The following is a 15,301-nucleotide window of genomic DNA, read 5'->3' on the forward strand; positions in this document are numbered from 1 at the left end:
GTGCGACACCATTGTATCATATTTCACACGCCCGCAAGGAATCATACCGCACCATCGCCAAGACCATAAAAAAGCTTCGTTCCCAAGACTTGAAGATCTCAGGAGCGAAGCTTCTTGGAACAGGTTCGGATATAAACGGATTAACAGGAACAATATCCTACATCAACAGGGTAATAACCAACAATTCATACAGCACAAGCGGCAAAATCGTAGGTCCAAACAACGCGCGCGGTTCAGGATATCCATGCATCGGGGTAACCTGGAGATACAAAATCCCCCGGTCTGCACTGATGATGACACCTTCCCACACTTGACCATCGATATTCTGGACTTGTACCTTCTTGCCTATATGCTGTCGGGCTGTATGATGAAGCATATTCCGCACACTTTGCACGGATTGAAGCATCGGTTGATTGGCTTGATACACGACACGCATGGATGGCGTGGATGTGGATTCAGACATGATGCACAACCCTTCCTCAAAATAAGTTCTTACTTCAAGGTATGCATCTGCCTACAAAGGGTGATTACACAAACGCCATCTCCAGGCTCCCGCGTCCATTTTCATAGGCGACTTTGCCCAATGCTCCATTCACAAAGGTTAACTGGGGCGGCATATGACCAAGATCCACGTCATACAGTACAGGAACATCCAGATCCCCAATTGCAGCGGATAGGGCATCCGTGAAATTGAAATCCGCTGTATCGGAATAACCCGCAGGTCGGCCGAACATGAAACCTTTCACGCCTGCAAACCAGCCAGCCTGTCTCATCTGCCACAGATGACGGTAAATATCCCCTGCGCTCATCTCACAGCTCTCCAGATACCAGATGGTTCCTTCTTCTGCACAATACTGATCCAAAAACGATTGCATGGGTGCATACGGGGTGCCGATCAGACAGGTGATGGTATCCATACAGCCACCGATCAGTCGACCGGAGAACGATACAGCGGTAACTGCATCTTCCGAATGGCCGAGCTGTTTCCAGCGTGAGGGTGTATCCAGGTTAAATCCAGGTAGTTCCATTTTCCATTCCGATTGATAATGCGTGGAAGACGATTGTGTAATCTGTCCGCCGTAAGGGGTCTGTAATACATCGATCCAGCGCGCAGTTACGGGATCAAGGGCGTGTGATCTTAAATCCACATAATTGGTGCCGTGCGCTGTCGCTGTGCCGGTGAGCAGGGTGTATGCGAATAAAAAGGTGCTGATATCCGAATAACCCATGACCCATTTGGGCGGCAATGTTTTCAAAGTTTCCCAATCCAGCAGGGGCAGGATATCCATGAGAAACTCCCCGCCCCATGGAGGGATAATGGCTTGAATAGTCGGATTGCGAAGAAATTCATTCATCTCTTCGGCGCGTTGCTCTTTGGAGGCACTCACACATTTGATGTTCTGGCGGAGCGATGGGCTTTCTATCACGCCAAAACCAAGGCGCTCCATGTTGCGTTTACTCTCCTCAAGATAATGGTGCAAGGATTCGCCTACACCGCTGGAGGGTGCAGCTACACCGATGGTATTTCCCGGAGCGAGTGGCTGCGGATAACGGATGGAACGTTGATTCATATCTAAACACACCTTCCCTATGAACATCATTGCTCGTAATAATGAATGTTTCCATTATATAGAATATTTGCGATAATCACAGCCTATGGGTAGAAAATTAAGGATTAACAGGAATGTCCAATGAGAAGGGAGACTTTACTTTCATCGGATAGGTGGAGATGTTCATCTTCACTTCCCCTTTTAAATTGGCTCCATTTTGGATAGTAGAAGAAACAATCGTATGACTGTCATCCGTCCCATCCCCACTACTCCAACTGGAGCCAGGAACTTCATATGATTTCCCTGCACTATCTGTAACTTCCCTGAAAGTGAGAACGAATCCACCTTCCATCCTGCCAGCAACGGAAAAATCAATAATTAGATCTTTGCCTTCGACCTTGCTGCCTACCATCTTCAATCCAGGTGGTCCACCTGTGATCCGGTGTGAATTCAGATTAAGGGTGAAATCCAACTCATCTTTATCCAAACCGGAGAAGCCAGATCCCTGTAACGTCAACTTTTTTGGTATGGAGAAGTACATGCTTTCGAAGTAAATGGAACGTTCATCCTCACCGGTTGAGGTATCCGTTCTCCACGCGCGCCCTTGCTCATCAACCAGTTGAAGATCGCTGAGGCCAAATACCTTCTTGGTATTTTTAGGATCAAAATTCACATCAAGCACAAGACGTGTTGGATACAGAGTAGCTTGTTTCACATCAATACGCTGTCCATCCACTGTTAACGTCTGATTCACAGGAATGACTTTTTTCATGCCTTTGGTAAGATTCTTGTCTACCGGGAACGTTATTTTCCACTTTTCTGCACGCGTTGTATCTCTGGACTTAAACACGACGCTTAGCTTCTCAGGAGGAGAGGCTTCATCTGTGAAAATGACGTCAATCATATTCTCATTCACATTCTCGTCTGGAGAAGGTGTTGGATAAGAGTGAGTAAACGCAACAGGCAGATCTTTCCCGTTCTCATCGAGCAGATCGATATCATAGTTGAATTTCTGGGGTTCTTTCATGCCTTTCATCGTGTAAAAAATGACCATACGTGACTCGTCTGTGATAATGCCTTCAACGGTCAAGGAAGTACCATCATGCTCGTCGGTGACACCGACCTTCTGCAAGAGAGACTGATCGATCGCCATCATTAATCCTTTGTCCTGGCGAATCATGCTCACAATGCCTTCCATGCCAGGCAATTGCTCCACAAAGGATGCAAAAGCGGGAGAGACACGGATACATCCCGTAAACAGCAGGATGAGGGCAGCAGCCGAGATGGAGCTCATATACCAGCGCAGCCGGGACTTTCGCTTACGGGCAGCTTGGCGAATTCCCGCTTGCACAGCCTGGGAGGCAGCATCCGGTACTGGCATGGTTTCGTATTCCGTCTTACGAGCATTCAGACGTTCTTCCAATGCGTCGAATGATTTTTGTTCATCCGTCATGAAGATGCATCTCCTTTCATTTCAAGTTGATCCCGGAGCTGTCCGAGTGCCCGATGTAATCGGGATTTGACGGTTCCGGTCGGGATTTCCAGAATATCAGCAACTTCGGTTAGGGAGAAACCTTCAAAATAACTCAGGATAATAATCTGTTTACAATCCCGATCAAGGTTGGATACGGCGGCAGCAAGATCAGGGTCGGCAGGACGATCCCAGCTGCTGGGTTCATGAATCGCCGTATCGGGGCTGAAACGGCTTTTGCGTTTGCGTTCGTCTGCGCAGTAGTTGAGCAGAATGCGGATGAGCCAAGTGCCAAAGTAGGATGGCTCTTTTAATTTTTTGAGTTTACGAAATGCCCGGAAGGTTGATTCCTGAATGGCCTCCAGTGCATCACCTTGGTTGTGCAGGTAGGCATAGGCGATGCGGTACAGTCGACTATGATGCAATTCCATTAAGGCTGCAAAAGCCTCGGCATCCCCTTTTTGTGCGGCGATAGTGAGCTGAGTAGGGGTCACATGGCTCCTCCTTTCATGGTTGTGTTGAGTATTAGACCGTGTAAGGTGTCAAACGGTTCTTGTTTTCTGAAAAAAATATGATGTATTGTGATTTCTATAGAAGTTGAACTACATATGTATACGAGAACGTAGAGGACAACACAAATAACCGTCAGACCTTCTCTTTGTACTCCAAAAAGAGTCCTGACGGTTATTCATGTTATTGTCCAAGCTAGCTAAACATTATTGCTGCTGAGCTGCAACGGCTGCTCGCAGACATGAAGCTGTAGACGTATTACCGCGTTCAAGTGCAATGTCCAATGGGGTCTGACCCGCTGAGTTCAGCGCATGTGGATCTGCACCATACTGGATTAACATCTCGATAAGTTCGATCTGATCCGTATGAAATGCTGCCGAGTGCAGTGCATATTGTCCATCACTGTCCAAAATGCTCGTGGATGCCCCATGTTGAAGCAAAAGGCCGATTACTTCGGAAGAACGTTCCCCCGCAAGAGCAGCATGCAGTGCAGTATTGGACGGAATAAAGGAAATTTTGGAATGAGACAGGGCGTTAACATTGGCTCCATGCTCCAGAAGAACACGAACTGCTCCTGCTTGTCCATAATGAGAGGCATACCCCAGCGGAGTTAACCCATCCTGATTCTCCGTATTGGTGAGTTCCGGCTGAGAAGCGAGAATTCCAGCAATGGATACCGCATCTCCAGCCTGTGCAGCCTGAAATAGTTGATTCATCTGTTCTGCATGATCCATAAGGATTACCTCCATCTGATGAGATAATTTAATTACAGGGATTCATTATATAGCTTCTTCACAGCTTCCAGCCCAGGTACGGCAAAACAAGCGAGTGGAGAAGGCAGATCATGGAGCGGGAACCAGCCGATCTCACCGATGGCTCCGCCTTCTTCCAGATTACGAGCATGGCCGCCAATCACCTTGGTGGAATAGAGCACGGATATCCAATGTTCCTGCTGTTGTGGCTGGATTGTCTCCGCCGTGCAGAGCAGGCTGTCGATGGCGATATCCAGGTTCACTTCTTCCTTGATTTCACGGATGACGGCTGTCTCCAGGGACTCATAGGGATCTACTTTCCCGCCAGGAATACTCCAGGTGTGCTGTTCAGGCTGGCGGTTCCGCCAGGCGAGAAGCACTTCGCCCCGATCATTCAGGATGACCGCGCCTACGCCAATGCGAGGTGAAAAATCAGCAGCTCCCCTATTTCCGGATTCGGCAGCAGGGGCAGAACGATTAGATCCGAACGACAATGGAAGCCCAGACTGTGCCGACCATTCTTCCGCAAGGATACTCATCGAGATCAGGTCATAATGCATGCCATCCCGCAGAACTGCAGAACGCTGACGCCCCTCTTCCCGAAATCCGGCTTTTAGGTATGCGCGTCTCGCGGCTTCATTGTATTCGATGACTTCCAGCGCAATCCGGTTGAGGTTCAATTCATGGAAGCCATATCGGAGAATCAGAGCGAGGGCATCGCTGCCATATCCTTTACCCCGATCATTTTCTTCACCGATGCCAATGGCCAGACGGGCGGAGCGATTGTTCCATTCAATCCGGTAGAGGGCGGTGAAGCCAATGAATCGATTTCCCTCCAGTGTACGTAATGCAAATTCAAAGCCGTTGTCTCGACGGACAGAGGAGGAGCCTGTCTCATCCGGCGTTAATGGAACAGCAATATCGGTATCCATGTTGCGCAAATATTCGTAATCGTCCGTGAAGCGGGAGAGACGCATGCAATCTTCCGGGCATGGGGCTGCGAGTCTGACTTTGGAACCTTGAAAAGCATTTAAATGACGTGGAGCCATGTTGCACCTCTTTTGTTCGATATGAAATCTTTCATTTCATTCCATTATACTACGAACAGGAGCGGATACCGAAAAATGGCACTAAACCGTCTACATTCATTGAAAAACAACAAAAAAAAGCAGCCATTTCGGGCTGCTTGTACATTCATTATTTCAGATCATTCAATAAATTCTTCATTTTTTTGTAATGTCCACTGACCCGGTCAACCATGTAGTTATACATGAGTTGGTTCTCTGAAAGGTCCGCCATTTCCTTGTCAATGTCAACGTTATTGTTGTTATTGTTCATCGTGGTTTCGTTGTTCTCGACAATTCGGTACTGTACGATGGAAGAATGGGGATCACTGACAGGGAAGTGTTTTTCATGAGTCCGCTTCATGGCGAGCTGATCTGTTTTGCCATTCTCAACGATCCGTCTCAGCTCTTCCTGAAACTCTACCGTTTTCTTTTTGTAGTTAGGCGTGTCTGCATTGGCTATGTTGTTGGTAATGGCATTGTGCTGTGCAGTAAGCGCTTGTAACAGTGATTCGTTACGTCTTGTGGTATTCGTTTCGATCACAGGCTCAGTCTCCTTCACTGCATATTAATACAGTTACTCCTATAATAAAAAATAAAGTTGCACACTGTCAACATAACATAGAAAAAGACAAGCACATGCCGGAGGCTCTTGAAGAGAACCTTACCTTCATGAAATCTTGTCTTAGACCTTGGCTGGCTTTCTGGATCAGCCTTCGAGCAGACTTTTAAGTGGGACGATTCATATTTTTGCCGTAATAGATCTCGTCCATCTCCAGCTTCAGCCACTCCGTAATCTCCTGTTGTTCCTTTTTGCTGAGCTTATCCTTGGTGTACCCAAACAGATAATTATCGAGGTCGAATTCCTTCAGCTTACATTTGGTGTGGAAAATATTCTCCTGATAGACGTTCACGTCAATCATGTCAAAGCTGTTCTTGATCTCGTCGGGAATATAATTCTGAATCGAGCCAATCTCATGGTCAATGAACAGCTTGCGTCCACTGGTGTCCCGCGTGAAGCCACGTACCCGGTAATCCATCGTCATAATGTCTGTATCAAACGAGTGGATCAGATAATTAAGCGCCTTGAGCGGTGAAATCTCACCGCAGGTGGAGACGTCGATGTCCGCACGAAAGGTACTGATGCCTTCACTAGGGTGAAACTCTGGGTAGGTGTGCACCGTGATATGACTTTTGTCCAGTTGCATAACGACGTTATCGGGCAGAGGGCCGGGAGATTCATCGAGTGATTCTTCGGGGATCTCCACAATAGGACCTTCCGAGACAAGGATCGTCACACTGGCACCTTGAGGCACATAATCCTGCTTAGCAACATTTAACACGTGGGCCCCGATGATGTCGGAGACGTTGTTCAGAATCTTGCTTAGCCGGTCGGCGTTATATTGTTCATCAATATATTCAATGTAAGCTTCGCGTTCGTCTTTGGTTTTCGTATAACAGATATCGTACATATTGAAGCTCAGCGACTTGGTCAGGTTGTTAAATCCATGCAGTTGAATGCGCTGCTCTGGCGTAATTGTCATGGTTGCAGTTCCCCTTATCCCATACGACATATCATCGCAGTTATAATACTACTTATACCCAACCTGACTCCAAAAAAAACATATGTACGTCATACGGAATGTTAATCTCCTCTGATGATGGATGTGAACGGATGGACCTTGAACGGTCTGCATTGATCCAGCATGATTCAGAAGGAAGAATCGTCGAAGTCTACAATATCGTTCATGCGCTCATCTTCAGCTACCGATTGGATATCCTCTGAAGTGACACTGATGATCGTATAGTCCTCATTCTGCTGTTTCTTCACGGCTTTTTCCTTCACAAAACGGGGACTGCCTTCCCCGGCATCTTCATCATAAACGAGCAGAAGACCGTCGCTTTTACGCAGCAACAGGTCATCCCGGGCAGTGAACTGCCACGGTCCAATATAAGGCTGATTGCTAATCGCACCGTAATAGTCCACACCCGAGAGGATGGAACGGTAATACTCCTGCTTGTCTTCTTTCCATTGTTCCTCGGGGTTCTGAAAGGCAGTAATGATCGATAGTTTCAGATGTGGATACGTCTTCTTCAGATCAATCACGACTTCGCATGCCCACAGATCCACACCGTATTGTCCCGGCGTCAGCACCCATTCCAGACCATCCTCGACAATAGGCGTTAAGCGGGATGAGATAGCCTTTTTGATAAAAGGAATACCTTCATGCTTTTGTCCGAAAATTTGCAATTCATGTGCCCGGTAACCGGTAATCAACAGATTTTTCAGTGTCCGTTCCTCCTTTCAGGCATGATCAATGGATCAGTGGAATTTTCTATATTTTCTATAGACACACACTAAAGATGCAGTTATTTCGCAGGTGGAGCATCTGCACGGAACGGATACAGGAATGGTTTCGGAATATCCGTTTCAAATGACATCAGCTCATCCGTTGTCGGATGAATAAATGAGAGTATACGTGCATGAAGTCCGAGACGGCCGAGGTCTCTTGTGCGTGCGCCATATTTTCGGTCACCGGCAATCGGATGTCCGAGATCTTCCATGTGCACACGAATTTGATTTTTGCGACCTGTCTCCAGACGTACTTCCAGCAGAGAGAAGTCGCGGTTCGACTTCAGACGTTTGTAATGCGTGATCGCATGTTGTCCATCATTCGGACGAGAGCTGGAGTACATTTTCAGTGTTTTGGTTTCCTTCAGCCAGGAAGAGATGGTGCCTTCTTCTTTGGCTACTGCACCTTCAACAAGGGCAACGTAGACACGGTCCTGCACATTTTCTTTCCAGTTGTTTTGCAGTTTCTGCTGCACCTCTTCACTTTTGGCAAACATCATTACACCCGATGTATCCCGATCCAGACGATGGACGACAAAGATCCGGTTCAGCGGATTGGTGCGGCGTACATGCTCTGTCAGTTGGCGATAAGCTGTCAGATCATCCGTCTTGTCAGCGGCAATGGACAACAGTCCGGCTTCCTTGCGGATCACGATGATATCATCGTCTTCATGCAAAATGTTAATACCCGTCAAGGATGGAGCAGCGACTGCACCTTCTTTTCGGATGTAGACAATCTGACCTGGCGTCAGCGCTTCATTAAACTTGGTTACAACCTTCTGATCCACGGACACCTGTCCACGACCCAGAATAGACTTCACCGCGTTCCGTCCCGACTTCAAATGCTGCAACAGGAAGTTCAGCAGTTCGTCCGGTTCGGTGACTTTGTACTGGCGTGGTGGTTCCTGCTTGCGATAATAGGCATTGCCCGGGCGCTTGGAAGCACTGCCATTTTTGGATTTGTTACCTCCGGCTTTCTTCGGTGCGGCTGATGATTTGGCAGCTAGTTGTTTTTTATTCTCCTCCGTATTGCGTGATGCGGAAGCACCTGATGATTTTGCAGATGAGAAGTTAGACTTGCCGGAACGTGCTGTAGATGAACCTGCGTATGATTTTCCCTTGGCCGAGGCCGATGTTTTGCCTGTTGGACGTTTGCGTTTATTCATGAATAGTAATCTCCTTCTGAACAGCCTGTACCGCTTGTGTGCATACGATCCGTTCATTTCGTTATGCAGTCCAATATACCATTAACAGTCGACAAATAAAAATAGGTTCATGAAACTGCTATACATCCAATCCGAAGAGTTGTGAGATTCATAGGATATGGTATCCCATAGCATTGGAGGTGTTACTCATGGGCGTGTTTCTCGATATGAGAACTTCGATGAACTCGGGAACTGTTGGACAGCCCGGTTTGTCGCTGTCAGAATCCCCGACAGCTTTTGGCGCGATTGGTCTGCAGACTCAAGGCGTGGTGAATCCCATTATTACGTTGAACGGAACAGTGGGGGTTACGGGAGAACTTGGAGATACCTTTGTGGTGGAGCTGGTACGGGGATTCGTATATGATCCATTCTATGTCATCTACCGTGCTGAAGGGACGATTGGACAGAACGGCGGTGCCGAATTTCATTCGTTCACAGCTCAGGACCTGTCTGCACCACCCGCACTGGAAAGTGTGTATACTTCGTTCATCTCGGGGGTGTCCACAGCAGTAAGAACCGGGCCGGAGATGTTATACGGTATTGCAGCCACTGGTTAGTTGTGAAAGGCGTAATATCAATAAGCAGAGTGCTCGTCATCGCTTATGTTGACGGCAGAGTTCGTTTCATTTCCCAGAAACCAGAAGTAGAAGGTCGTGTCGCAATATATCTCGACTAGCGCTCAGCATGAAACCCCTGGCTTAAGGAGCCGGGGGTTTTTGTCATACAAATGTCTGTACAGTCAAGGCGGATCACTCATCTGAAGGGTGGAGGTGTCCAGGGGGATCAGTTGGCACGCCCTTTCAGAATGATGTTGTTGGCTTTGCCGAAGTCAATGGCGACTTTGCCGGCGAGTGCAGCTGTACGCTCAGCCAGAACAACCGCGTTGACACCACAGGAGAAGAGAGCGACATCAAAGGTATCTTGATTCGTCTGAATCCACTCGAGTGTTTCCTGCATGTGATCATAGCTGTCGAAGGGCAGCGCAGTCACGATGTTTAAATGATACGGCTCACGTTCGAGCGTAGCACGCAAGGCTTCGGTCTCACGGGTAACGAGAAGCACACGCTTGCCTGCAAGCATCTGCCAGAAACGCGGATTTTGTGCCAGCTCCCGATTGACACAGGCATGACAAGTCCGTGAGGGAGAGATGCCAAAGTGGGCAAACACCATATCGGTCAGAGGTCGTTTGAGATAATCCGGCGCGTTAATGGTACTGTCACCGCGGGGAAGAACGCCGACGATATCCGCCCGTTGCAAGGAAGCGGCAACTTCATCCCGGAGCTGCGGGTTGGGAAGACGCAATCCCTTTTGTCCTAAATTGGCTTTCTTGGCCCAACGCTCCTGAAGGACACGTTCCGTGGTCCATACGGTTTCTTGAGACATGACGATATTCTCGCCATCGCCGACACGTACAAGAGAGAGCGGACGCTGTTCAAGAAGCGCCGTTTCAAGCTGCTCAAGCACACCTTCCAGTTCAAGATAGATCGAATCCATTCAGCGATTGCCCCCTTTGAAAATAGAACTGCTCTATTCTATGTTGCGACTGGAGCAACGATATGTACGTTCGACCCGCAGGGCTTCATCTTCAGGCGTATATGAATCTATTTATATGAAAGTCAGTACATCTGTCGGTACCGCTTCTATTAACGTTTCATACGTTATAGAGTGCTGGATTCCAAAGGAGATGTTGCTTGGAAGAGATATGAATGTGATAGATGTGGCTCATTGAGAGACGGCATAGAGAGAGACGACATCAATACTATGAAAACGGTCTGTATGCTGTAAAAGGATCATGCAGTAGCGTTCATGAGGAGGAATGTTATGTCCAGGAAAGTTGTGATTGAGATTAACTTCAACAATTACGGGATGGACCCGCAGCGATTGACGCGGGAGTGGCTGGAACGTCGAATGAGCATCTTCCGCACGTTCACATTGCATTGCCTGAAGGCACAGACGAATCAGGATTTCCTGACCGTGGTGAAGCTGTCCAAGGAATCGGGGGAGTTGATGCAGGAGATTCTGGCAGGTCAAGAGCCGCTCCCTTCCAATATCCGTTTTGGAACAAATATTGAAAGTGTGCGTGCCATTCTGGCTTTTGCTGAAGGAGCAGAGGATATCTATATTGCCCGTCTGGATTCGGATGATCTGTATCATAGAACCTTTGTTCAGCAACTCTACGATATTCAGCCACAGCCGCAGACGATGGCATTGATTAACCAGAACGGCTATCTCTGGGATAGCGTGAACAACGAAATGGCACCAGCGTTTCATCGTTCTCCGCAATTCTATGTCTACCTGTATAAAGCAGCGGAGTACGCATCCGGATACCGGGTCAAGCTTCCGGGCAGAGGTACACATGGCAATGTCATAGACTTGCCGCATGAACTGCTTGCTCCGCGCAATTATGTCAACATCGTACATTCAAACAATACTTCAGTGAAAAAAGTACCACCAAAAGACCGATTAAGCCGGGATGAGATGGCCCAGGTATTACGCGAATTCATGATCTGATCAGGGGGGATTCATCGATGATTCAAGGACAAACGATTCTGATCACCGGAGGAACAGGCTCCTGGGGTCAAAAGCTGACCGAGGTGCTGCTGGAACAGGACCCGGCTGAGATTCGCCTTCTGTCACGCAATGAATATGCCCAGATTGCAATGCAGCGTGAGTTCAACCATGACCCGCGTCTGCGATTCATCATTGGAGATATCCGGGATTATCGGGCAGTGGAAGATGCATGCAGGGGCGTGGATGTGCTTTTCCATTTGGCTGCGCTGAAGCATGTTCCGGTCTGCGAGGACCAACCGGATGAGGCGTTCAAGACCAATGTGCTCGGTACACAGAACATTATTCGGGCTGCGATCCGTATGCAGATTCCCAAAGTTATTGATGTGTCCACGGATAAGGCGGTAGATCCGATTAACGTATATGGCATGACGAAGGCTTTGGGTGAAAAAATGATGATCCGTGCCAATTGGCTGAGTGAAGGGACCCGGTTTGTCTGCATCCGCGGCGGTAATGTGCTTGGAACCAGCGGAAGTGTCGTGCCCTTGTTCCGTCGCCAGATCGATGAAGGCAAGAGCCTGACCATTACAGACAAAGGCATGACCCGCTTTTTCCTTACACGTACCGAGGCCATACATTTACTGCTTAAGGCCGCTGAGGCAGCCGTGGGCGGGGAGACGTTTGTGATGAAAATGAAAGCTTGCAAGATGACGGATCTGGCTTCCGTCATGTTGGAACAGGCAGGTCGTCCATCCTTCGATTACAAGGTGACCGGAATTCGTCCGGGCGAGAAATTGCATGAAGTGCTGATCTCGCCCTTTGAAGCACCGCGCACTCGTCAATACGATGCACAGTATTATGTGATCCTGCCGGAGCACCAGGACAAGGGACTGACGGATCAGTACAGCAGCCTGTCTCATGTGAACTTCACCGAGTATCGTTCAGACAGTGCCATGATGAACAAACCAGCGATTGCCCGTTTTTTGCGTGCAGGCGGTTATATCGATTAGGGTGTGTCTCAAAACGGCTTCAATGGAGTTTTCAGACACGCCCAGTGAAGGGAGGCGGAGCATTTGGAGTTGGAAGGAATGGAAGAGAATCATCAGCATGAGCAGCACGAAGGAAAAGAAGAATTACAGCCACCGATCCCAATACAACCTATTCATGATCGCTCCTTGAAAGCTGTTGTCATCGGTCTCGGTTATGTAGGTTTGCCCATGGCCATCGAGATGGCCCAGGCAGGATATCGGGTTCACGGGATCGATATCGATACCTCCAAGGTAGCCAAGCTGCGTGCCGGACATTCGTATGTTATCGGTATAGATGATACAGTCCTGCAGTCTCTCATGAAGGCAGGTTTGTTCACGGCCAGCACGGATTATACAGCAGTGGCACAGGCGAATGTCATTATAATCTGTGTGCCCACTCCGCTGACTGCCGAGCATCAACCGGATATCTCGTATATTGCGTCTGCGGTGGATGGCATGACTCCATATTTGCAGGAGGGCAGTCTTGTTATATTGGAAAGCACGACTTATCCGGGCACGACGGAAGAAGTCGTGAAACAACCGATAGAAGTGGCAAACGGCTGGCAAGCAGGAGAACAGTTCTACGTTTGCTATTCTCCCGAACGGGTAGATCCCGGCAGTGTGCATTATGGTGTGAAAAATACGCCAAAGATCATTGGCGGCTCTACGCCTGCCTGTCTGGAGTATGGTGAACAGTTCTACGGCTCGTTCCTCAACGAAGTTGTTCCGGTCAGTTCAACGACGGTAGCGGAGACGGCGAAGCTGTTCGAAAATACATTTCGCAGTGTCAACATTGCACTCGTCAATGAGCTGACTCCGGCCTGTGAACAGATGGGCGTGAACATCTGGGAGGTGCTGGGTGCGGCGGCCACCAAGCCGTTTGGTTACATGCCATTCTATCCCGGTCCAGGCATCGGCGGCCACTGTATCCCGATCGATCCCATCTATCTGTCCTGGGCGGCAAGCCGGCAAGGATCAGAGCTGCAATTCATCCAGCTGGCAGATGCAACCAATCGACAGATGCCAGAGAACGTAGTGAAGCGTTCAGCAGAATTGCTCGAGCAAAAGGGGATATCTCTGCGGGGCGCGCGCGTTGTGCTGGCGGGTATGGCTTATAAAAAAGACATCGATGACTTGCGCGAATCACCTGCGCTGGACGTCTTTCGGCTGCTGAGCGCAGCGGGGGCAGAAGTCGTTTTCACCGATCCGATGGTGCCTGTCTTCCGCAAGGATGATGGCACAGTGCTGCACGCTAGTCCGGCGGTGCCGGAATTGTGGGCATGGGCTGACTTGGTGATCATCACAACGGATCATACGGGATTCAATTATCAGGAGATGGCGGATCATGCGAAGCTGATCTTCGATACACGCAACGCAACGGCCGGATGCCACGGAGGAAATATTGTGGTGTTGGGCCAGCCTGTGCGGCCTGAGGTGAAGGGGGTACGCGAGCAACAGGAGAGTATAGCATCGGTAGGACAAAAAGAAACGGCAGTCGAGGATGGTGCAGCTCACCATGAAGTTGCCATCGGCCCCGACGAGGATCAGGGAGACGCCCATGGCAAATCATGATCGTGTGAGTGAACGTTACTATGGCGAGATTAACTCGGAAGATTCTCATGAAGCAACGAGAACGCGTATCCACTGGATGTGCCGTGAGGCGACAGGCAAACGCATTCTGGATGTCGGGTGCAGTCAGGGGATTACCTCAATTCTGCTGGCACGTGAAGGATTTCGTGTCACTGGCATTGATCTGGAGGAAGAGAGCATTCGGTATGCACAAGAAGAGCTTGCCAAAGAGTCCAGGCCGGTCAGGAATAATGTGGATTTTCGGATGCTGGATATTACGCAATGGAAAGTCAGAACGACTTTTGACACGGTACTACTGGGAGAAGTACTGGAGCATTTTGCTCATCCAGAGACGTTATTGATTCAGATTCATCGGCTGTTGCAAGAAGAGGGGACGCTGGTGGTAACCGTGCCATATGGATATCATCCGTTCTATGATCACAAGCAGACCTTCTATGCAGGAAATCTGGCGATGTGTCTGATGCCCTATTTCGAAGTCTTGAAACTGGAAGTTCATCATAAATATCTATGTTGCGTGGCCCGCAGACGGCGGAGTACACAGCTTCATATGTCGCCAACGTTAGATCAACTGATGGAGTGGATGGAGCTGGATCATGCACATTTTGCCGAGGTGGAACAACAGCATCTCCGCGTAATGAAACAACGCAAGAAGGCACTGGACAGTGCGGTGGAGCAGGTGAAACGTCTTCGTCGTCAGGAGAGCGGGGAAGGGCAGCAGTAAAGGTGGGGACTGAGATAGAGACAGCGGCAAGGGGAAGGGAGGAATAGGGGCTAAAGCTAAAGCCAAACCCAGACCCAGACCCAAAGACACTGATGCTGAAAATGTATTGCAAGTAACTGCAAGGTAGAGGTAGGTAGGGATACTGCAACTGTGTTACGAGTAAATGTAAAGGCAAACGTAAATTTTATGACTAGAGGAAAATTCCTGCCTGAGTAAATGTGAATAGGAGGGTGCTCTGGAGCATCATTGCGGTTCTTGTTGTGAAGGAGACTAGGGCGCTCCTGCTTAGAGCAAAGGGCTGGTCTCGAAAGTTCCCCCTACAGGCTTCCCAGAGCAATTATCAGAGCACTTAACTAGATAATTTCAATTCCTCACTGTTGTTTAGTGTGACGGAGAGCTAGAGCTATTCTACGTTCTAATTCTAACGAATCTCACACGCCTTATTTCGATGAATTAGAAGAGATGAGAAGTGTAACGAATCTGAGCGATGCTATTTCACCTAAAAGGTGCGATAAACAACGAATGGATGCCTAAATTTCGGAAATAGCG

At 48.7% G+C, this 15,301-nt stretch carries 16 protein-coding genes and 1 pseudogene; 5 read left to right on the forward strand and 12 right to left on the reverse strand.

The genetic code is table 11. The features are described from left to right. Positions 1-157: 157 nt before the first annotated feature. The 11 genes and pseudogenes from MKZ12_RS07740 to MKZ12_RS07790 all read right to left on the reverse strand — a co-directional run bounded on the left by MKZ12_RS07740 (position 158) and on the right by MKZ12_RS07790 (position 8,866). Positions 158-463, reverse strand: a complete 306-nt coding sequence (locus tag MKZ12_RS07740; RefSeq protein ID WP_091015194.1) for a hypothetical protein — start codon at positions 461-463, stop codon at positions 158-160. A 64-nt stretch (positions 464-527) separates the two neighbouring features. Next, positions 528-1,571, reverse strand: coding sequence for a S66 peptidase family protein (locus MKZ12_RS07745; RefSeq protein WP_339259702.1), 1,044 nt, complete (start codon positions 1,569-1,571; stop codon positions 528-530). Positions 1,572-1,668: 97 nt separating this feature from the next. Further along, positions 1,669-3,003, reverse strand: coding sequence for a DUF4179 domain-containing protein (locus MKZ12_RS07750; protein ID WP_339259703.1), 1,335 nt, complete (start codon positions 3,001-3,003; stop codon positions 1,669-1,671). Continuing rightward, a complete protein-coding gene (locus MKZ12_RS07755; protein WP_339240499.1) occupies positions 3,000-3,515 on the reverse strand; it encodes a sigma-70 family RNA polymerase sigma factor in 516 nt (171 codons plus the stop codon). Before MKZ12_RS07755 ends, MKZ12_RS07750 begins: the two co-directional genes overlap by 4 nt. A 222-nt stretch (positions 3,516-3,737) precedes the next feature. Then, entirely contained in the window at positions 3,738-4,265 is a 528-nt protein-coding gene (locus MKZ12_RS07760; protein WP_339259704.1) for an ankyrin repeat domain-containing protein, read from the reverse strand. A gap of 32 nt (positions 4,266-4,297) precedes the next feature. Continuing rightward, complete coding sequence (locus MKZ12_RS07765) at positions 4,298-4,702, reverse strand: NUDIX domain-containing protein (RefSeq protein WP_339242972.1); 405 nt, start codon at positions 4,700-4,702, stop codon at positions 4,298-4,300. 141 nt (positions 4,703-4,843) lie between these two features. After that, positions 4,844-5,332: pseudogene (locus MKZ12_RS07770) on the reverse strand (GNAT family protein); the annotation flags it as partial. A 148-nt stretch (positions 5,333-5,480) separates the two neighbouring features. Then, positions 5,481-5,891, reverse strand: coding sequence for a flagellar basal body rod protein FlgB (flgB, locus tag MKZ12_RS07775; RefSeq protein WP_253432078.1), 411 nt, complete (start codon positions 5,889-5,891; stop codon positions 5,481-5,483). A 184-nt stretch (positions 5,892-6,075) separates the two neighbouring features. After that, the gene (gene speD, locus MKZ12_RS07780; RefSeq protein ID WP_253432081.1) at positions 6,076-6,891 is read right to left on the reverse strand and encodes an adenosylmethionine decarboxylase; all 816 of its coding nucleotides are present in this window, start codon (positions 6,889-6,891) and stop codon (positions 6,076-6,078) included. A 167-nt stretch (positions 6,892-7,058) separates the two neighbouring features. Then, on the reverse strand, positions 7,059-7,637 hold the full coding sequence (locus tag MKZ12_RS07785) for a DUF1273 domain-containing protein (RefSeq protein ID WP_339261351.1): 579 nt from the start codon (positions 7,635-7,637) through the stop codon (positions 7,059-7,061). An 80-nt stretch (positions 7,638-7,717) separates the two neighbouring features. Further along, on the reverse strand, positions 7,718-8,866 hold the full coding sequence (locus MKZ12_RS07790) for an RluA family pseudouridine synthase (protein WP_339259706.1): 1,149 nt from the start codon (positions 8,864-8,866) through the stop codon (positions 7,718-7,720). A gap of 188 nt (positions 8,867-9,054) precedes the next feature. Here MKZ12_RS07790 and MKZ12_RS07795 point away from each other — a divergent pair, with 188 nt between their 5' ends. Beyond that, on the forward strand, positions 9,055-9,462 hold the full coding sequence (locus MKZ12_RS07795) for a hypothetical protein (protein WP_339240503.1): 408 nt from the start codon (positions 9,055-9,057) through the stop codon (positions 9,460-9,462). A 226-nt stretch (positions 9,463-9,688) separates the two neighbouring features. On the opposite strand, the gene MKZ12_RS07800 is transcribed toward MKZ12_RS07795, so the two are convergent. Then, positions 9,689-10,399, reverse strand: a complete 711-nt coding sequence (locus MKZ12_RS07800; RefSeq protein ID WP_339259707.1) for a GT-D fold domain-containing glycosyltransferase — start codon at positions 10,397-10,399, stop codon at positions 9,689-9,691. Positions 10,400-10,726: 327 nt separating this feature from the next. On the opposite strand from MKZ12_RS07800, the gene MKZ12_RS07805 reads away from it, so the two are divergent. The 4 genes from MKZ12_RS07805 to MKZ12_RS07820 all read left to right on the forward strand — a co-directional run bounded on the left by MKZ12_RS07805 (position 10,727) and on the right by MKZ12_RS07820 (position 14,752). Beyond that, a complete protein-coding gene (locus MKZ12_RS07805; RefSeq protein WP_124113485.1) occupies positions 10,727-11,416 on the forward strand; it encodes a glycosyltransferase in 690 nt (229 codons plus the stop codon). A gap of 17 nt (positions 11,417-11,433) precedes the next feature. Further along, entirely contained in the window at positions 11,434-12,423 is a 990-nt protein-coding gene (locus MKZ12_RS07810; RefSeq protein ID WP_339259708.1) for an SDR family NAD(P)-dependent oxidoreductase, read from the forward strand. Between the two features lie 63 nt (positions 12,424-12,486). Beyond that, entirely contained in the window at positions 12,487-14,013 is a 1,527-nt protein-coding gene (locus MKZ12_RS07815) for a nucleotide sugar dehydrogenase (protein ID WP_339259709.1), read from the forward strand. Further along, positions 14,000-14,752, forward strand: a complete 753-nt coding sequence (locus MKZ12_RS07820; RefSeq protein WP_339259711.1) for a methyltransferase domain-containing protein — start codon at positions 14,000-14,002, stop codon at positions 14,750-14,752. Before MKZ12_RS07815 ends, MKZ12_RS07820 begins: the two co-directional genes overlap by 14 nt. Positions 14,753-15,301 lie beyond the last annotated feature (549 nt).

Source organism: Paenibacillus sp. FSL R5-0713 (genome assembly GCF_037973325.1).
Lineage (GTDB): Bacteria > Bacillota > Bacilli > Paenibacillales > Paenibacillaceae > Paenibacillus.